At 72.3% G+C, this 18,747-nt stretch carries 11 protein-coding genes and 1 pseudogene; 5 read left to right on the top strand and 7 right to left on the bottom strand.

What is annotated here, in order from left to right:
- Positions 1-4: 4 nt before the first annotated feature.
- The 4 genes and pseudogenes from AB0G32_RS22685 to AB0G32_RS22700 form a co-directional block, all read right to left on the bottom strand.
- Positions 5-2,161 carry a hypothetical protein gene (locus AB0G32_RS22685; protein WP_361166031.1) on the bottom strand — a complete coding sequence of 719 codons (2,157 nt, stop codon included), beginning with the start codon at positions 2,159-2,161 and terminating at the stop codon, positions 5-7.
- A gap of 152 nt (positions 2,162-2,313) precedes the next feature.
- Positions 2,314-4,080: a TIGR03767 family metallophosphoesterase gene (locus AB0G32_RS22690; protein ID WP_361166033.1), complete on the bottom strand. Its 1,767-nt coding sequence runs from the start codon at positions 4,078-4,080 to the stop codon at positions 2,314-2,316.
- 232 nt (positions 4,081-4,312) lie between these two features.
- Positions 4,313-4,729: pseudogene (locus AB0G32_RS22695) on the bottom strand (NUDIX domain-containing protein); the annotation flags it as partial.
- A gap of 37 nt (positions 4,730-4,766) precedes the next feature.
- A complete protein-coding gene (locus tag AB0G32_RS22700; RefSeq protein WP_361166036.1) occupies positions 4,767-5,981 on the bottom strand; it encodes a transposase in 1,215 nt (404 codons plus the stop codon).
- 50 nt (positions 5,982-6,031) lie between these two features.
- Here AB0G32_RS22700 and tnpA point away from each other — a divergent pair, with 50 nt between their 5' ends.
- Entirely contained in the window at positions 6,032-6,460 is a 429-nt protein-coding gene (gene tnpA, locus AB0G32_RS22705; RefSeq protein ID WP_361166039.1) for an IS200/IS605 family transposase, read from the top strand.
- A gap of 369 nt (positions 6,461-6,829) precedes the next feature.
- Positions 6,830-10,132 carry a S8 family serine peptidase gene (locus tag AB0G32_RS22710; RefSeq protein ID WP_361166042.1) on the top strand — a complete coding sequence of 1,101 codons (3,303 nt, stop codon included), beginning with the start codon at positions 6,830-6,832 and terminating at the stop codon, positions 10,130-10,132.
- Positions 10,133-10,186: 54 nt separating this feature from the next.
- On the opposite strand, the gene AB0G32_RS22715 is transcribed toward AB0G32_RS22710, so the two are convergent.
- Together AB0G32_RS22715 and AB0G32_RS22720 are read right to left on the bottom strand one after the other, a co-directional pair.
- Positions 10,187-10,927, bottom strand: coding sequence for a hypothetical protein (locus tag AB0G32_RS22715; RefSeq protein WP_361166045.1), 741 nt, complete (start codon positions 10,925-10,927; stop codon positions 10,187-10,189).
- 1 nt (position 10,928) lies between these two features.
- On the bottom strand, positions 10,929-11,459 hold the full coding sequence (locus AB0G32_RS22720) for a sigma-70 family RNA polymerase sigma factor (RefSeq protein ID WP_361166047.1): 531 nt from the start codon (positions 11,457-11,459) through the stop codon (positions 10,929-10,931).
- 116 nt (positions 11,460-11,575) lie between these two features.
- Between AB0G32_RS22720 and AB0G32_RS22725 the strand changes: the two genes are divergently transcribed.
- From AB0G32_RS22725 to pepN, 3 genes are all read left to right on the top strand, one after another.
- Complete coding sequence (locus AB0G32_RS22725; protein ID WP_361166050.1) at positions 11,576-13,660, top strand: TerD family protein; 2,085 nt, start codon at positions 11,576-11,578, stop codon at positions 13,658-13,660.
- 132 nt (positions 13,661-13,792) lie between these two features.
- Positions 13,793-14,815: an aspartate-semialdehyde dehydrogenase gene (locus AB0G32_RS22730; RefSeq protein ID WP_361166053.1), complete on the top strand. Its 1,023-nt coding sequence runs from the start codon at positions 13,793-13,795 to the stop codon at positions 14,813-14,815.
- A 117-nt stretch (positions 14,816-14,932) separates the two neighbouring features.
- Positions 14,933-17,503, top strand: a complete 2,571-nt coding sequence (pepN, locus tag AB0G32_RS22735) for an aminopeptidase N (RefSeq protein ID WP_361166056.1) — start codon at positions 14,933-14,935, stop codon at positions 17,501-17,503.
- A 49-nt stretch (positions 17,504-17,552) separates the two neighbouring features.
- On the opposite strand, the gene AB0G32_RS22740 is transcribed toward pepN, so the two are convergent.
- Positions 17,553-18,626: an aldo/keto reductase gene (locus AB0G32_RS22740; protein ID WP_361166059.1), complete on the bottom strand. Its 1,074-nt coding sequence runs from the start codon at positions 18,624-18,626 to the stop codon at positions 17,553-17,555.
- Positions 18,627-18,747 lie beyond the last annotated feature (121 nt).

Raw genomic sequence — 18,747 nt, forward strand, 5'->3', positions numbered from 1 at the left:
CCCGTCACCCCCTCCGGCCGAGCTGATCGGTGCAGTCGCAATGGAGCAGTGGCCGTTCGTTGGCGACCAGCCGGCTCCACTCGGTGGCGGTCGGGCCGAGTTCCCCGGCGCCGTCGAAGTCCATGATCGACAGCTGTCTCAGCAGCTGCTCCAGGGTGCGGGCCATGTCACTCCCGGTCGGCCTGGTGCGCTCCTCGCACAGCCATACGGCGTGCAGCAGTTGGTCGACGGTGCGGCGCAGCGGGGGCCCGTCGACCGGTACCAGCCCCTGGGCGCGCCTGCGGCGCTCGTCCGCCCCGCCCGGATACGGCGCCTGCGCGATCTCCAGCAGTTCCCCGCACCACGCGCGGGGGCGGCCGGGGAGGGTGGCGGCGAGGTGGCGGACCACGTCGTCGACGCCGCCGGAGACGAGGTGGTGGTTCATCCGGTGGACGGCCGCCGAGTGGAACGCGCCGCCGCTCGGCTCGCTCAGGGTGTAGTGGTCGCGCAGCAGATGGTGGTCGGCGTACCAGGCGGCGCCGTCGCGCTCCAGCCCGTACAGCCGGTGCACCAGCAGTTGGCGCAGGCCGAAGTCGCCGATGAAGTGCCGCGCGCAGCCGGGCCACCCGGTGTCGTGGAGCAGTCGCGCGACCTCGTGGGCGGTCAGGCGGTGGACGCGGACCGCCTGGTGCCGGCGCAGCAGGACGTCCGCGCACCCCGGGTCGTGCGCCACCGACAGGTGGGTGAGGAGGTCGAGCCACTGGTCGTGGTGCTCTTCCGCGAGCCGCACCGGCAGCTGGTCGAGGACCAGTTCCTGAAGCAGTACGTCCGCCACCGGCCGCGCGGGCGCGCCGGCCGGGTGGTGCAGCTCGGCGTCCAGGATGGCCCGGTCGTTGTCGTCCGGCTCCATCGGGTGGCCGGCGGCGGCGGTGGCCAGCCGGATCACCGAGTGCGGCCGTCCGCCGCTGAGCTGGGTCACGGCGGCGGTGATACGGCGGCGATCCGTGGGGTTGCCCGGCGCCGCGGTCAGCTGGATGTGCTCGGTCGCCCGGCGGAGCGGGTCGCCGGTGAGGAACGGCAGCCGCAGCATGAGCACCCCGGCGGACAGCGGACCCCGGTCCTGCTCCGGGTCGGCGCGGCGGGTCCAGGTGGCCGGCACCCCGTCGGCGGGCCGGAACTCCGCCGTCGGTCTCGGTGGCAGGCCCCCGTGCAGGAAGTCGCCGCCGTCCGCCTGGCGGGCCGTGCCCACGACCACCACGCGGTCGCGCTGCCCGGCCCGGCGGTCGGTGAGGACGGCGCGCAGCAGCCGCTCGCCCAGCGGTTGATCGGCGTGGTCCAGCAGCAGCCCCGGCCGGCCGACCCGGCGCAGCCAGCCCCTCGGCCCGCCGTACTCCGCCTCCAGATCCTCGCGCAACGCGCGGAACAGGAAGCGCTCGGCGTCCTCCCGCCGCTCGGCGTCCTCCCGCCGCTCACCGCCGGCCAGGAAGTCGGCGGCGAGCCTGCGCAGCCCGTGCTTGGGCTGGCCGGCCGCGCCGGGGTAGTCGCCGTAGAGCCGGGTCAGTGCCACCTCGGCCCGGGGTGTCACGCGCTCGAAGAGGGCGTCGAGCAGCGCGCTGAGCGCGACCGCCCCGTACGGGCCGAGCGTCTGGCCGGCCAGCACCTCCAGCATTCTCCGGACCGCCCCGGTCAGCGCGCCGCGCCAGAAGTCGCGCGCCAGTCCGTGCAGCCGCGGCTGCCGGATCAGCTCCTCGTACCGCTCGACCTCTGTCCTGATCGCCTCGGCGGTGCCGCCCGCGACGCCGGTCGAGATCACCGCCAGGCCCGCGAACAGCCGCGGGAAGGTGAACCCGCCGCCCGTTCCCCGCCAGGTGTGCAGCAGCAGCGCGGCCTCGACCAGGAGCTCGGTCACCGCCGAGCGGGCACGGGGCTCCGGCCCGGCCCGGTCGGCGTACACCACTGAGGCGCAGTCCAGGGCGATCACCGGCACCTGACGGGCGAACCGGTCCTGTACCGCCCGCAGCAGCCGCCCCTTGCCCATCCCCGGGCCGCCGTTGACCAGCACCACGGGCAGGTCGGGTCCGTACAGCGGCTTGCGCGCGGCGCCCGACGGCGACCGCCCTAACAGGCGCGCGAAGAAGCCGTCCGCGTCGAGGAGTGTCTCGAAGCCCAGGTCCTCATACACGCATCTCCCCCGTGGACGCCCGCCCGCCCGGGAGCGGGTGACCGATGTGGTGCATGGAGATTAGTGGAGCACGTGGCCTTCTGACAGAACAACGGCGGTTATGCGACAGAATGTTTTACGTAGCGATCGCCGTGCCTGGCGGGCCCCTCCGCTCAGCCCTTCTTGAGCAGCAGTTCGGTGTTGCGGTCGCCGGCGTCGCCCGCGAGGTCCGTGCGGGCGCCGGGGGCGTTGAGGGAGAGTTCGCGGTAGAGCGCGGCCAGGCCGGTCTGGGACAGGTCGGTGAAGTCGGTGCGGGCCGGGGCCGCGGACTCCACCAGGGTGGTGAACAGGGACAGCGTGCCGTCCTTGTTGTCCACCAGCTCCACGACCCGGGCGAGCTGCGGATGGTCGACGTGGGAGGCGGTGGAGATCTCCCAGAAGGAGTGGCCGTCCGACCCGGTGTGCGGGGTGACGGCGTTGCGGTGGATGTGGCCGTTGACCCAGGCCAGCACGTTGCGGTGGCGGCCCAGCAGCGCCACCACGTCGTCCCCGTCGTGGCGCCGGTCGGCCGGGTGGGCCGGGTCGGGGCGGGTGTTGTCCATGGTCTTGCTGGTGTGGTGGCTGAAGACGACGGCGAAGGAGTCGGCGTTCTCCGTCAGCGTCCGCTCCAGCCAGGCGAGTTGGGCCGCGCCGATGGAGCCCTCGTAGTGGCCGCCGGGGTCGGTGGTGTCCAGGCTGATGCCGAGCACGTCGTCGGCGATGCGGAAGCTGTAGTACTGGGTGCCGGCCTCGACGTTGGCGGTGGAGTAGCCGTGGCCGTGCGGGCCCGGGCCGAGGTGTGCGGTGTCCAGGTGGGCCTTGAGGTACTCGGCCGGGGTGAAGGGGGCGCGCCGCTCGTCCGGGGTGACGGGGCGCATGGCGCGGGCGTGCGCCTTGAGGAACTCGTGGTACTGGGCGCCCTGCGGGTCGTCGGCCTTCTTCAGGGCGGTCTGGAGCCGCTCGGCCTCGGCGGCGGACAGTTCCATCAGCTTGCGGCCGCCGACGGCGAGTTCGGTGAGGTAGGAGTCGCCGTGCGAGGCGTAGCAGCCCAGCGGCATGGCGTCGTGGTTGCCGACGGTCGAGTACCAGGGCAGGTTCAGGCCGGGGCTGCGCACCTCGCGGGTGGCGGCGGTGAGGAAGCCGTCGAGGTGCGGGAAGCCGCGCTGCTTGTCGGCGTCGCGGACGGCCGCGTCGGGCTGCCAGTACTGGGTGAGGCCGCTGTTCTGGACGCCCTCGTAGTGCCGGGGGTCGCCGGAGTTCGGGGTGACGCGCCCGCCGCTCATGACGGTCAGGAACCACTCCAGTTCGGTGCGGGCGTTGTTGTCGGTGTTGTCGCCGGTGGTCATCGCGAAGTGCAGCGGCGCGCCGGTGACGGGCGCGCCGCGCAGCGCGTTGATCCGCTCCACGAGCGCGATGGCGCCCTGCACGGTCAGCGCCTCCTGGGGGCGCCAGGCGTGCACGTCGGTGGAGCGCAGGTATTCCAGGCGCAGCGGGTGCTGGGTGTCGATCAGGTGCAGGTCGGTGAGCTGGACGAAGGCGGCGAGCGCGGTGCGGCGGCTTTCGCGGCCGGACTTGGCGGTCGCCAGTCCGTCGCGGACCACGCGCTGCCAGCCGGGTCCGTCGGCCAGCCGCCGGTAGCCGGAGCCTGCGCCGGAGCCCGGGGTGGCCAGGGCGGCGAGGGTGGTGCCGCGGGTGTAGGGGGCGAGCGGGGCGGCCGGGGCCTGCCGGGAGGAGGCGAGGGCCGCCGCCCGGTCCGGGGCCGCGGCGGCGGTGGCCGCGGCCTCGTCGGGCCGCAGCGCGTAGCCGGCGCCGCCGGCGACGGCCACCGCGGCGGTGGCGGCGAGGACGGATCGACGGTGGACACCCGGCCCGGAGCCGGTGGTTGAGCGTGTGCGCGACATGCGCTTGTCTCCCCGAGTGCGAACGCGCCGGCAGTGACGGCGGACGGTCGCATCCGCGAACGTCCGCTCCTACCGGATCGTTGGCAGCGGGGATGACCGGTGCGTGAACGGGGCCGCAACGGGCCACGCCGATCACCGTACGTGGATCATGCGACACCCCCCGCGTTCGCAACCGCTCCTCGACCGGCCGGAAAGCGGTCGCCCGGCGTTCACCTGCCGGGGTACCGGACCCCTACCCCGCGGGCAGCCGCCCCGCCGCCGGCCGCTCCCGCCACAGCCGCAGCCCGGCGTCGACCAGCGGCACCCGGGTCAGCCCGGCCACCGCGCCGAGGTCCTGCCAGGCGGCCAGGTCGGTGGAGCCGCCGACCTCCGGCCGGAGCGCCCCGCCGGTGACGCGGCCCTCGTAGACGAGCCGGACGCCGTGCTGGTCGACCCGGCGGCCGAACCGCCCGGCCCGGACGATCCGGTTCGAGTCGACCCCGAGCAGGCCGGTGACCTCGACCTGGTATCCGGTCTCCTCCGCGACCTCCCGCACCACCGTGTCGCAGGGGTCCTCGCCGTGCTCGGTGCCGCCGCCCGGCAGCACCCACTCGGGCACCCCGCCGGGCCCCGGCGACCGGGCCAGCAGCACCTGCCCGTCCCGTACGCATGTGACTCCTCCCCCGGCTGAAGCCGAGGGCTTCTCGTTACGCCGGGTCGGCGTCGCGACGGACCAGCCCGGCCCGTAGAACGTTGATGGCTCCCACTGTGTCGGCATGCGCGACGTGGCCGCACGCGACGCAGTGGAACTTTTCCTGGGTGGGCCGGTTCGCCTTGGCGGTGTGCCCGCATGCGGGACACTGCCGGGAGGTGTTGCGGGGGTCCACGGCGATCACTTCTCGTCCGGCGCTTTCAGCCTTGGCGTGCAGGATCGTCAGGAACACCCCCCATCCGGCATCGGCGATCGAGCGGTTCAGCCCGGCCTTCGCGGCGGCCCCGTTGGGCAGGAAGACGCCCGGCCGACCGGGGTCGGGTTTCGGTGCGGGGGCCTTGCTCATGTTTCGGATCTTGAGGTCTTCGTGCGCGATGAGATCATGCGCGCGGACCAGCGTGAGGGCGGTTTTGTGTGCGTGGTCGAGTCGCTTGCGCCGCACCTTGCCGTACAGCTGGGCGACTTTCTCCACCGCGCGCTGGTGGTTGGCGGTCCGGTCCTTCGCCTTGCGGCGCGGGAACCGGGACAGGGCCTGCTGCGCCGCCTCAAGTTTCGCGGCAGCCCTGCGGCCGTGGCGCGGACTGGGCACGAACTCGCCGTTCGAGTCGGCGAGGAAGTTCGCGATGCCCAGGTCGATGCCGACCACGGAGCCGGTCGCGGGCAGCGGTTCTGGCCGGTCCTGCCCGGCGGTGAGCACGACGAACCACTTACGGCCCTCACGCTTGACCGACACGGTCTTGACGTGGCCGGCCACCGGGCGGTGCTGGTTGACCTTGACGTGGCCGACGCCCTGGAAGCGGACGCGGGTGACGGGGTCGTGCGGGGAGGAGTTCCACCGGCAGCCGTCGCCGTCCTTCGGGAACTCGACCGTGTCGAACCAGTTCGCCCCACGGAATCGCGGGTATCCCGGCGTCTGTCCGGCCTTGACGCGGCGGAAGAACGCCTGCATCGCCTTGTCCAGGCGACGCAACGTGGCCTGCTGCGAACTGAACGACCAACGGCCCTGACGCTCCGGGTCGAACGCCCGGATCTCCTTCAGCTGCGCGGACTGCATCCCGTACTTGACGCTGGTCTTCGACGGATGCCGGTAGGCGTCGCGGCGTTCCTGCAACGCCCCGTTGTAGAGGGAGCAGTGATCCCGCAGCATCTCGCCCAGCGCCTGCTCCTGGCGGACGGTGGGCCGCAGGAGGAACTTGTACGCGCGGATCATCTCAGCCCACCCCTCCGGTTAAGCCCACTTGATCCTACTACGCTTGGTGTATGTCACCACGCTGGGAAGCAGATCCCGATATTCGACGAGGAAACCACGTCATCCATAACCTCCACGCCCATTTGGTGTTTGTCACGAAGTACCGGTGTGAAGTCTTCAACGACGAGATGCTGACCCGCTGCGAGGAGATCATGCGCGACGTGTGCGAGAGCTTCGGCGCGCAGCTGCACGAGTTCAACGGCGAAGGCGATCACGTCCACCTCCTCGTGCACTACCCGCCGAAAATCGCCCTGTCCAAGCTCGTCAACAGCCTCAAAGGCGTCAGCTCCCGATACCTGCGCGCGGAGTACACCGGCCGGATCAACCGGATCGGAACGGGGTCCGTGTTCTGGTCCCCGTCGTACTTCGCGGGATCCTGCGGTGGCGCACCGCTGAGCATCGTCAAGGACTACATCGAGAACCAGAAGCGTCCAGCCTGACCGTCACCACACAGACGCAGAGAACTCCGGCGCTTCGCGCCTCCGGGCCCAGCATCGCATTCCCGCCCCGCCTGAACGCCGGGATGCCCTGCGAAGAACAAGGGATGGCGTAGGCCGCCACCCACAGCTTCCGTCGCACGCCGGGACGCTAACCCGGCACGCTCACAGGATTGTCATGTCCCGCCCCTTGTGTCCCTGATGGCGCATGGCGGAAGTACGCCATGACCTCATCCCGCCCCGGTGAACTCTCCCCAAACAACGATCCCTTGGGTAAGGCTGAGCGGTCGTCTCGGATCGCATTCCGGACGACGACGATCGGGACAGAGCAGCCCCGGTCGTTTTCTGTACCGCCGTCCACAAGGGATGCCGATGACCCACACTCCCCAGCGCGACCCGATACCGGGTGGCAGACGCGCGGCCCGGATCGCCGTGGCCGCCGGTCTCGTCGCCGCGCTCGCCGCGGCCGGGCCCGTGCCCCTGGCCCTCGCCGCCGACGGCCCGGCGGCCAGCACCGCCCCGGCCGCCGAACCCTCGGTGAAGTCAGCCGACGACAAACTCGGTTCGGACGACGCGGACCGGCTCGCCGAGGCCAAGGCCGACGGCGAGAAGAACGTCACCATGATGGTCGCCACCGCGCCCGGCGACACCGCCGAGGTGGCCAGGAAGCTGGACGCGGTCGAGGGCGGCACCGTCGGCCGCACCTACGACAAGCTCGGGTACGTCCGCGCCACCGTCCCCACCGCCAAGGCGGACGCCGCGATCGCCGCCGCCGCGAAGCTCTCCTCCGTGCACGGCATCGATCTACGCGAGGAGATCGCGCTGGACGACCCGACGCCGAGCGCGGACACCGCGAAGGGCGCCGCCACCAAGGCCACCGCGACCGCCACCGCCCCCGGCCGGAACACCCCGGCGAAGAACCCGTACAACCCGTCCTTCGAGACCGGCGCCGTCGACTTCGTCAAGCAGAACCCGAGGGCGGACGGCCGCGGCATCACCATCGGCATCCTGGACTCGGGCGTGGACCTGTCCCACCCGGCGCTCCAGAAGACCAGCACCGGACAGCGGAAGATCGTCGACTGGGTCACCGCGACCGACCCGGTGGTCGACGGGGACCGCACCTGGCGGCCGATGACCGCCTCCGTCTCCGGTCCGGTGTTCACCTACGGCGGTCAGAGCTGGACGGCGCCCGCGGGCTCGTACAAGGTCTCCACCTTCCTGGAGTCGTACACCACCGGCGGCGACGCGGCCGGTGACGCCAACCGGGACGGCGACACCACCGACTCCTGGGGCGTGCTGTACGACGCGGCGGCCGGCACGGTCCGGGTCGACCTGAACAACAACCACGACTTCTCCGACGACACCGCGATGAAGCCGTACAAGGACGGCTACCAGGTCGGCTACTTCGGCACCGACGACCCGGCCACCGACGTCGCCGAGCGGCAGCCGTTCGTCGTCGAGATCCGCAAGGACGTCGTCTACAACAGCGCGGGCGCCAAGGCCGACTTCGTCAACATCGGCGTCATCGAGTCCGAGCACGGCACCCACGTCGCGGGCATCACCGCCGCCAACGGCCTGTTCGGCGGGCAGATGGACGGCGCCGCCCCCGGCGCGCAGATCGTCTCCTCCCGGGCCTGCACCTGGACCGGCGGCTGCACCAACGTCGCGCTCACCGAGGGCATGATCGACCTGGTCGTCAACCGGGGCGTCGACATCGTCAACATGTCGATCGGCGGCCTGCCGTCCCTGAACGACGGCAACAACGCCCGCGCGGAGCTGTACACCCGGCTCATCGACGAGTACGGCGTCCAGCTCGTCATCTCGGCCGGCAACGACGGCCCCGGCGCCAACACCGTCGGCGACCCCGGTCTGGCCGACAAGGTCATCTCGGTCGGCGCGGCCATCTCCAAGGAGACCTGGGCGGTCAACTACGGCTCGGCGGTGGAGAAGAAGTACGCCATGATGCCGTTCTCCTCGCGCGGCCCGCGGGAGGACGGCGGCTTCACGCCGACGCTGACCGCGCCGGGCGCGGCGATCAACTCCATCCAGACCTGGCTGCCGGGCGCCCCGGTCGCCGAGGCGGGCTACTCGCTGCCCGCCGGCTACGGCATGCTCCAGGGCACCTCGATGGCCTCCCCGCAGGCCGCGGGCGCCTCCGCGCTGCTGCTGTCGGCCGCGAAGCAGAAGCACATCGACCTCACCCCGGCGAACCTGCGCACCGCGCTGACCTCGACCGCCGACCACATCAAGGGTGTGCAGGCGTACGAGGAGGGCGCGGGCCTGATCAACGTCGTGGACGCCTGGAAGTCGATCCGCGAGGGCGCCACCGCGCACACGTACACGGTCAAGGCCCCGGTCGACACCGCGATCGACTACGCGCTGGAGACCCCGGGCTTCGGCACCGGCCTCTACGACCGCGAGGGCGGCCTGAAGGCGGGCCAGCAGAAGACGTACGAGATCACCCTCACCCGCACCTCCGGCGCGGACAAGGCGATCCGGCACGAGCTGAGCCTCGCCAACAACGCCGGCTCGACCTTCCAGGTGGTCGGCTCCCGCACGGTGAACCTGCCGCTGAACCAGCCGGTCACCGTCAAGGTGCGGGCGGCGCCCCGCTCCGAGGGCCTCAAGAGCGCGATCCTGGAGGTGGACGACCCGAAGACCGAGGGCGTCGACCAGCAGGTCATGACCACGGTCGTGGTCGCTCCGGAGGTCAAGTACACCTACTCCGCCTCCGGTTCGGTGCAGCGCAACAGCACCGCGTCCTACTTCGTGACGGTCCCCGAGGGCGCCAAGTCCCTGGAGGTCGCCATCGGCGGGCTGAAGGGCAAGAGCCAGACCCGGTTCATCACCATCCACCCGTACGGCGTCCCGCTCGACGAGACCTCCACGCCGTACTGCTACAACAACTACCTCGACGGCAACGGCTGCAAGCCCGACGTGCGCGCGTACGCCGACCCGCAGCCGGGGGTGTGGGAGGTCGAGGTCGAGTCGCGCCGCACCTCGCCGCTGCTGGACAACCCGTACCAGCTGGACGTCTCCGTCCTCGGCGCCGACTTCGCCCCCGAGGTCGTGACCGTGCCCGAGGCCACGGCCGGCACCCCGGTCGACGCCTCCTGGACGGTGACCAACAAGTACGCCGCGATCGACGGCGGCAAGCTGGTGGGCGGCCCGCTTGGCTCGTCCCTGACCAGCCGTCCCACCATCGCCGAGGGCGACGCGCAGACCACCACCGTCGAGGTGCCCGAGGGCGCCACCTCGCTGGACGTGGCGATCGGCAACGTCTCGGACGCCGCCGCCGACCTGGACCTCACGGTCTACGACGCGGACGGCACGGCGATCGCGCAGAGCGCCGACGGCGACTCGGAGGAGTCCGTCTCGGTGCCCGACCCGGCGGCCGGCACGTACACCGTCGAGGTCGTCGGCTACGCGGTGCCGTCCGGCGCCACGGAGTACGACTACCGGGACGTGTACTTCGCGGCCACCCTCGGCACGGTCGACGTCGCCGGCACCGCGGTGTCGCTCGGCACGGGTGAGTCGGCCACCGTCTCCGGCAGCGTGACGGCACTGGCCGCCGCGCCCGAGGGCCGGGAGTTCTTCGGTCGGGTCCAGCTCGTCAACGCCCGCGGCACGGTCGCGGGCACCGGCAGCGTGGCGATCGAGAAGGTCGTGCCGTAGTCCGGTACGGCGCGTGCGGAGGGGGCGGGCGCCACGGCGCCCGCCCCCTCTTCGCTACTCGCAGGCCAGGGTGCGGGACGCCGGGAGGGCGGCGGTGACGCGGGCCCGTTCGGCGGCGATCCCGGCCTCGCCGACGAAGAGGGCGTCCGGGTGCCCGCCGTGCGCCGGGAGCCCGAACAGCACGCGGTCGCCCACGCCGAGAGTTTCCTCCGTGAGGAAGGTGACCTCGCCGGACGGCTTCTCGGGCACGTACTGCCGGGTGATCCGCGCCGTGATCCGCAGGCCCCCGGCGCCGGGCACCGGCTCGACGCCGGTCACCGTGGCCTCGGCGACCAGCCGGGCGCAGGCCAGGTAGCGGGGGCTGCCGAAGGGGGCGGCGGCCTCCTTGCCGCTCGAGTCGGCCGCGCTGTCGGCCCCGGCGTCGGCGGAACCAGCGGGCCCGGTCTGTGTCACCAGCCACGCCAGCCCGGACAGGAAGGCGCCCGCACCGGCCACGGCGAGCGCGCCGAGCACCACGTGACGCCGGTGCCGGCGGCGGCGCGGCACCGCCGCCGGAACCCGTCCCGGCGGGCCGGAGGGTCCGCCCGGGAGTTCCCCCGGGAGTTCACTCGGGCGTTCCCCCGGGAGCTCGCCCGGGGGTTCGCTCAGCACCCGCCCGATCACCCCCATCCGCTCCCGCAGCAGTGCCACGTCGGCGGCCTCGGCCGACCCCGGCGGCAGCGGCTCCCCCATGATCGCGGCCAGCAGCGCGTCGTCCGGGACGGCACCCTCGTACGCCTCGTGCTCGGCGGCCATCTCACACCACCTCGTCCTCGTGCAGACGGGCGCGCAGGGCCCGGACCGCCGTGTGCAGCCTGCTCTTGACCGTGCCCTCGGGAACACCCAACTCCTCGGCGATGCCGCGCACCGGCAGATCGGCGTAGAAGCGCAGCACCACGACCTGGCGCTGGGCGGCGGGCAGCGCGTCCAGGCCCCGGGCGACGGCCAGCGAGAGCAGGCTGGTCTCCTCGCCGGAGGGATGGTCGCTGTGCCGCAGCGCGGCGAGCCGCTCGCCGATCCGCTCCTGGCGGCGTTTGGCCCGGTGCCAGTCCATGGCCAGGTTGGAGGCGACCACCGCCGCCCACGCCGAGACGTCCCGGGGCGCCTCCCGGCCGCTCGCGGCCCGCTCCAGCAACCGCAGGCGGACCTGCTGCACCCCGTCCGGCAGGTCCGCCTGCGGCACCCCGCCGAGCGCGAGCACCGCCCGCACCCGCCGCTCCTGAGCCGCGTCCAGCGGATCGTCGCCGACCGGCTGATCCCGCCCCCGGCGGATCCTTCCGCGCAGCACCGGCCACCCCCTCCCCTCACCGCGTTTTCTCTACGACGCCGGTGCGGGCCGGAACGTTCGACTTCCACTTCTCCGACCATCGACCTCACGTGATCTTCACTGTCACCATGTGTCCCATGATTCATCTCGCCAAGGGCGCCAACGTCCCCGTCCCCGAGGCCACCTTGCGGGTCACCGTCTGTCGGCGGCAGGAACCGGGCGCGCCGGCCGTGGACGCGTCGGCACTGCTGTTGGACGCCACGGGCAGGGTTCGCGGGAACGCCGACCTCGTCTTCTACAACCAGCCGGCGCATCCCTCGGGCGCCGTGCGCCACCTGGGGACGGCCGAGGGGGGCGGGCAGCTCGCCGAGTGGCTGGAGATCGATCTGCGGCGCGTGGAACCGGCCGTGCAGCGGGTGCTGATCGCGGCTTCCTGCGACGGCGGGGTCTTCGGTCAGGTGGCCGAGCTGTACGCGCAGGCCCTGACCGGTGAGGGCGCGGTGGCGGCGCACTACGCGGTGACGGACGCCGCCGACGAGACGGCGTTCGTGCTGGGCGAGTTCTACCGCAGGAACGGGCAGTGGAAGTTCCGGGCGGTGGGGCAAGGCTACGCGGCCGGACTGGCCGGGCTGGCGACGGACTTCGGGATATCCGTGGCCGAACCCGCCCCCGTGCCCATCCCCGGGCCCATTGCCGGGCACACCCCCGGACACCTCCCCGGGCCGGCACCCGCGGCCGTCTCCCCGCCCGCGCCCGGGCCCGCGCAGGCACCCTCCTCGACACCCGCCCCCGTGGCCGACGTGCCCCACGTCTTCGGCCCCGAGTTCCACCCCTACACCCAGCGGGGCCACGGCAACGGCGTCGTCTCGGTGGACGTGCCGCTGCCGCCGGGGCCGGTCGTCGTCGAGGCCTGGCATCAGGGAGAGGGCTACTTCGGCGTGCACACGCTGAGCCGCCGCAACAAGGACGACGACTGTCTCTTCAACTCCGCCCAGCGCGACTTCCGCGGGAGGACGCTGGTACGTCCCCCGGGAGACCGCCCGCTGCGGCTGCGCGTGGAGGCGGACAACGCCTGGACGGTGCTGGTCCAGCCCCTGTCGGTGCTGCGCCGGCTGGGCACCGCGCCCCTGGAGGGCTACGGCCCCGAGGTCGTCGCGTACACCGGCACCGCGGCCGACCTGGACGTGGAATTCGCCGGCGACGAGGACGGCGGCGGCTACTTCGGCCTCAAGTGCTTCGCCGCCGCGCGGCTGCACGACCCCGACGACTACGACCTGCTGATCAACGCCACGGCCCCGCTGCGCCAGACGGCGCCGCTGCCCGACGGCCCGCTCCTGCTGGACCTGGAGGCCGACGGCCCGTGGCGGCTCACCGCCCGCCCGCTGCCCGTGGTGGACGAGGCCGCCGCGCAGGCCGCCGGCGCCTGGACCGGCCGCGGCGACAAGACGGTCACCCTGGTCAACCCCGCCCCCGGCCGGCCCGCGCTGCTGGAGTACGCCTTCGAGTACGACGGCGGCATCCTGGGCACCCTGGTCCACCTGCTCGACGAGTACGACGACGCGGAGGAGTTCCTCCAGGGGTCCCGCGACGGGCAGCACGGCCGCGCCCTGGTCTTCGTCCGTGGCGAGCCGCGGGTCCGGCTGCGGCTGGCGAGCGTGCGCGGCTGGAGCCTGCGCCTGCTCCCCGTCGAGCAGGTGCCCGCGCTCACCGGCCAGGTGGAGGGCCGCGGCTCCGCGGTCTTCCGCTACGACGGCCCGCCCGCGCTGCTGCGCCTGCGCCGCACCACCTCCGACGACAAGGTGATCACCGCGCGCTCGGTCCAGGCCGACGGCCAGTCGAAGATCTGCGCCGACACCAGCGGCCGCCGCCCGGTCACCGGCCCCGTCTGGGTCTCCGAGGCGGGGTACTGCCACGTCCGGATTCTCACCGCCGACGAGACCGGCTGGGTGATCGAACTCGCCGACCCCGCCACCGCGCCGGTGCTCGACGGGCGGCCGGTCGAGGGGCGGGGATATGGAGTCGTACGTCACACCGGACCCGGGGCCGAGGTGATGGTCAGGCACGACACGCTCGGCGGATTCGACCTGCCAGTGCTGTGGGAACTGGACGAACGCCTGCAACCGGTACGCCGGATCAGCACGGGTTCCGGTCTGCAGCGCCTTCCGCGCGGATATCTGCAGATGCGCACGTCAGGGCGATGGACCCTGGAGCCGCAGGGCTGAGTCACGGATGTGTCCCAGCCCTCGGGCAATGGATTGGACAGGCCGCCCGGGGAGAGACGCATGATGGAAAGGCCCCGGCCACGCAGGCCGGGGCCGGCGCACGCCGGGAACACGGCAGGAAAGGGAGTCACCGTGAGGGTCGGAATCGTCGGAGCCACCGGACAGGTCGGCACGGTCATGCGCAGGATCCTCACGGAACGGGACTTTCCGGTCACCGAGCTGCGCCTGTTCGCCTCCGCCCGCAGCGCGGGCAAGGACCTGGACGGGGTGACGGTGGAGGACGCGGCCACCGCCGACTACTCCGGCCTGGACATCGTGCTGTTCTCGGCGGGCGGCGCCACCTCCAAGGCGCTGGCCGAGAAGGTCGCCGGGCAGGGCCCGGTGGTGATCGACAACTCCTCGGCGTGGCGCCGCGACCCGGACGTGCCGCTGGTGGTCTCCGAGGTCAACCCGCACGCGATCGCCTCCCGCCCCAAGGGGATCATCGCCAACCCGAACTGCACCACGATGGCCGCGATGCCGGTGCTGCGTCCGCTGCACGCCGAGGCGGGTCTCGAAGCGCTGGTCGTGGCCACCTACCAGGCGGTGTCCGGTTCCGGGCTGGCCGGTGTGGACGAGCTGTTCGAGCAGGTGAGGAAGGTCGGCGAGGACGCGCCGAAGCTCACCCACGACGGCTCGGCGGCCGAGTTCCCGAAGCCGGAGAAGTACGTGGCGCCGATCGCGTACAACGTGCTGCCGCTGGCCGGGTCGATCGTCGACGACGGGCGGCACGAGACCGACGAGGAGCAGAAGCTCCGCCACGAGTCCCGCAAGATCCTGGAGATCCCGGCGCTGAAGGTCTCCGGGACGTGTGTCCGGGTGCCCGTCTTCACCGGCCACTCGCTCCAGATCAACGCCCGCTTCGCCCGCCCGATCAGCGTGGAGCGCGCCAAGGAGCTGCTGGGCGGCGCGCCCGGCGTGGCCCTGGCGGAGGTTCCGACCCCGCTCCAGGCGGCCGGCCAGGACCCGTCCTACGTGGGCCGCGTCCGCCAGGACGAGACCGTCGACAACGGCCTCGCGCTGTTCGTCTCCAACGACAACCTGCGCAAGGGCGCGGCGCTCAACGCGGTGCAGATCGCGGAACTGGTGGCGGCGGAGCTGTCCGGCAAGCGGTAACACGTCGGACATACCCGCGCGGGCGTGGTCACTCCCCGGTGACCACGCCCTTCGCGTGCCCGGCGGCGGGCTCCCGTGGAAGGATGTCGGAAACGACACATACGAGGAGATGACCGCGTGCCTGGCACAAACCTGACCCGCGAAGAGGCGCAGCAGCGGGCGAAGCTGCTCTCCGTGGACGCGTACGAGATCGATCTCGACCTCTGCGGCGCGCAGAGTGGGGGAGGTACGTTCCGGTCCGTGACGACGGTGCGTTTCGACGTCACCGAGAACGGGGCGGAGTCGTTCATCGACCTCGTCGCCCCGGCCGTCCACGAGGTCACCCTCAACGGTGACCAGCTCGACGTGGACGAGGTGTTCGCGGACTCCCGGATCGCGCTGCCGGGGCTGCTGACGGGCCGCAACATCCTGCGGGTGGTGGCCGACTGCGCGTACACCAACACCGGCGAGGGCCTGCACCGGTTCATCGACCCGGTCGACGAGCAGGCGTACCTGTACACCCAGTTCGAGGTGCCGGACGCCCGCCGGGTCTTCGCCAGCTTCGAGCAGCCGGACCTGAAGGCGACCTTCCAGTTCACCGTGCGGGCGCCCGAGGGCTGGACCGTCATCTCCAACTCCCCGACGCCCGAGCCCAAGGACAACGTCTGGGTGTTCGAGCCGACGCCGCGCATCTCGTCGTACATCACGGCCCTGATCGTCGGCCCGTACCACTCGGTGCACAGCGTCTACGAGAAGGACGGGCAGAGCGTCCCGCTCGGCATCTACTGCCGTCCCTCGCTCGCCGAGCACCTCGACTCGGACGCGATCTTCGAGGTGACCCGGCAGGGCTTCGACTGGTTCCAGGAGAAGTTCGACTACGCCTACCCGTTCAAGAAGTACGACCAGCTGTTCGTGCCGGAGTTCAACGCGGGCGCGATGGAGAACGCGGGCGCGGTCACCATCCGGGACCAGTACGTGTTCCGGTCGAAGGTGACGGACGCGGCGTACGAGACCCGCGCCGAGACCATCCTGCACGAGCTGGCGCACATGTGGTTCGGCGACCTGGTCACCATGGAGTGGTGGAACGACCTGTGGCTGAACGAGTCGTTCGCCACCTACACCTCCATCGCCTGCCAGGCCGCCGCGCCCGGCTCGCGCTGGCCGCACTCGTGGACCACGTTCGCCAACTCCATGAAGACCTGGGCGTACCGGCAGGACCAGCTGCCGTCCACGCACCCGATCATGGCGGACATCACCGACCTGGACGACGTGCTCGTCAACTTCGACGGCATCACGTACGCCAAGGGTGCCAGCGTCCTCAAGCAGCTCGTGGCGTACGTCGGTGAGGACGCGTTCTTCCAGGGCGTGCAGGCGTACTTCAAGCGGCACGCGTACGGCAACACGCGGCTGTCCGACCTGCTGGGCGCGCTGGAGGAGACCTCCGGGCGGGATCTGAGGTCCTGGTCGAAGGCGTGGCTGGAGACGGCCGGCATCAACGTGCTGCGCCCGGTCATCGACACCGACGCCGAGGGCACCATCACCTCCTTCGCCATCCGGCAGGAGGCCCCGGCGCTGCCCGCCGGCGCGAAGGGCGAGCCCACCCTGCGCCCGCACCGCGTCGCGGTCGGCTGCTACGACCTCGACCCGAGCGGCAAGCTGGTGCGGGGCGAGCGCGTCGAGCTGGACGTGGACGGCGAGCTGACCGACGTACCGCAGCTGGTCGGCACCCGCCGCCCGGCCGTCGTGCTCCTCAACGACGACGACCTGTCCTACGCCAAGGTCCGCCTGGACGAGCAGTCGCTGGCGTTCGTCACCGAGCACCTCGGCGAATTCGCCGAGTCGCTGCCGCGTGCCCTGTGCTGGGCGTCGGCCTGGGACATGACCCGGGACGCCGAACTCGCCACCCGCGACTACCTCTCCCTGGTGCTGTCCGGCATCGGCAAGGAGTCCGACATCGGGGTCGTGCAGTCGCTGCACCGGCAGGTCAAGCTGGCCGTCGACCAGTACGCCGACCCGGCGGCCCGCGAGACGCTGCTGACCCGCTGGACCGAGGCGACCCTCGCGCACCTGCGGGCGGCCACCCCGGGCAGCGACCACCAGCTGGCGTGGGCGCGGGCGTTCGCGGCGACGGCCCGGACGCCGGAGCAGCTCGATCTGCTGGAGGCGCTGCTCGACGGCACGCAGACGGTGGCGGGGCTGGCCGTCGACACCGAGCTGCGCTGGGCGTTCGTGCAGCGGCTGGCGGCGGTGGGCCGGTTCGACGAGGCGGAGATCGCCGGCGAGCACGAGCAGGACCGCACGGCCGCCGGTGAGCGGCACGCCGCCGCCGCGCGGGCCGCCCGGCCCACCGAGGAGGCCAAGGCCGAGGCGTGGGCGTCGGTCGTCGACTCCGACAAGCTGCCGAACGCCGTGCAGGAGGCGGTGATCTCCGGTTTCGTCCAGACCGACCAGCGGGAGCTGCTCGCGCCGTACGCGGACCGGTACTTCGAGGTGCTGGCGGAGGTCTGGACGTCCCGGTCGCACGAGATGGCCCAGCAGATCGCCGTCGGTCTGTACCCGGCGATCCAGGTCACCGACGAGACGCTGCGCAGGACGGACGCCTGGCTGACCTCCGCCGAGCCGAACGCGGCGCTGCGGCGGCTGGTCTCCGAGTCCCGCGCGGGCGTGGAGCGGGCGCTGCGGGCGCAGGCGGCGGACTCGGCGGCGTAACGGAGTACGGGGGCGCCCGGAGCTGGGCTCCGGGCGCCCCCTCGGTCGGTCAGCGGCGGGCGTCGATCCTCATGTCGCCCGCCGTCACGTTGCGGATGTGGTCGCCGGCCAGCATCGCGTGCGGGTAGCCGAGCGGGATCGCGCTCGCCTCGTCGAGCCGGGCCAGCTGGGCGGCGGTGAGGTCGACGTCCAGCGCGCCCAGGTTGTCCGCCAGTTGCGCGGGGGTGCGGGCGCCGATGACCGGGGCGGTCACGCCCGGGTTGCACAGGGTCCAGGCCAGCCCGACCTGGGCGGGGGTGTGGCCCAGCTCGGCGGCGACCTCCTTCAGCACGTCGGCGACGGCGAGGTTGCGTTCGCTGAGGGTGCCCAGGGCGAAGTTGAAGCTCTTGCGGGTGCCGTCGCCGGGCCCGATGTTCGCCGCGTTCAGATCGGCGCGGCCGTACTTGCCGGTGAGCACCCCGCCGGCCAGCGGCGAGTACGGGATCACGCCCAGGCCCAGCTCGCGGGCCATCGGGATCAGGTCCCGCTCCCCGGTGCGCTCGATCAGGTTGTACTCGATCTGGAGCGCCACCAGCGGGGACCAGCCGCGCAGGTCGGCGACGGCCTGCATGCGCGACACCTGCCAGGCCGGGGCGTTGGAGATCGCCACGTACAGGACCTTGCCCTGCCGGACCAGGTCGTCCAGGCCGCGCAGGATCTCCTCGACCGGGGTGGTGAAGTCCCACACGTGCAGGTAAAGCAGGTCGATGTAGTCCGTGTTCAGCTGCCGCAGACTGGCCTCCACCGACGTGGCCAGGCTCTTGCGGTGCGCGCCCGCGGAGTTCGGGTCGCCGGTCCTGCGCAGTGTCGTGTACTTCGTCGCCAGTACCAGGCTGTCGCGGTGGCCGTGGTGGTCGCGGGTGAACTCGCCCAACAGCCGCTCGGAGCTGCCGGCCGCGTAGGTGTTGGCGGTGTCGATGAAGTTGCCGCCGTGCTCGACGTAGCGGTCGAACAGCTCGCGTGCCTCCTCCCGTCCGGCGCCCCAGCCCGACTCGGTGCCGAAGGTGGCCGCGCCGAGCGCCAGCGGGGAGACCCGCAGCCCGGAGCGGCCCAGCAGCCGGTAGCTGTCGAGGGTGAGTGACATGGTGGTTCTCCCTGTGCCTGAGCCTGTGTTCCGTCGTCGGAGCTGGTGTTCCGTCGTCGGAGCTGGTGTTCCGTCGTCGGAGCTGGTGTTCCGTCGTCGGAGCTGGTGTTCCGTCGTCGGA

Source organism: Streptomyces sp. NPDC023723, assembly GCF_040639815.1.
In the GTDB taxonomy this organism is placed as follows: domain Bacteria; phylum Actinomycetota; class Actinomycetes; order Streptomycetales; family Streptomycetaceae; genus Streptomyces.

Bases quoted from the DNA above. Each gene is read 5' to 3' on its own strand.
- AB0G32_RS22725 (WP_361166050.1), top strand. From the start codon at position 11,576: ATGATTCATCTCGCCAAGGGCGCCAACGTCCCCGTCCCCGAGGCCACC.
- tnpA (WP_361166039.1), top strand. From the start codon at position 6,032: ATGTCACCACGCTGGGAAGCAGATCCCGATATTCGACGAGGAAACCAC.
- AB0G32_RS22690 (WP_361166033.1), bottom strand. From the start codon at position 4,080: ATGTCGCGCACACGCTCAACCACCGGCTCCGGGCCGGGTGTCCACCGT.
- AB0G32_RS22710 (WP_361166042.1), top strand. From the start codon at position 6,830: ATGACCCACACTCCCCAGCGCGACCCGATACCGGGTGGCAGACGCGCG.
- AB0G32_RS22740 (WP_361166059.1), bottom strand. From the start codon at position 18,626: ATGTCACTCACCCTCGACAGCTACCGGCTGCTGGGCCGCTCCGGGCTG.
- AB0G32_RS22715 (WP_361166045.1), bottom strand. From the start codon at position 10,927: ATGGCCGCCGAGCACGAGGCGTACGAGGGTGCCGTCCCGGACGACGCG.
- AB0G32_RS22700 (WP_361166036.1), bottom strand. From the start codon at position 5,981: ATGATCCGCGCGTACAAGTTCCTCCTGCGGCCCACCGTCCGCCAGGAG.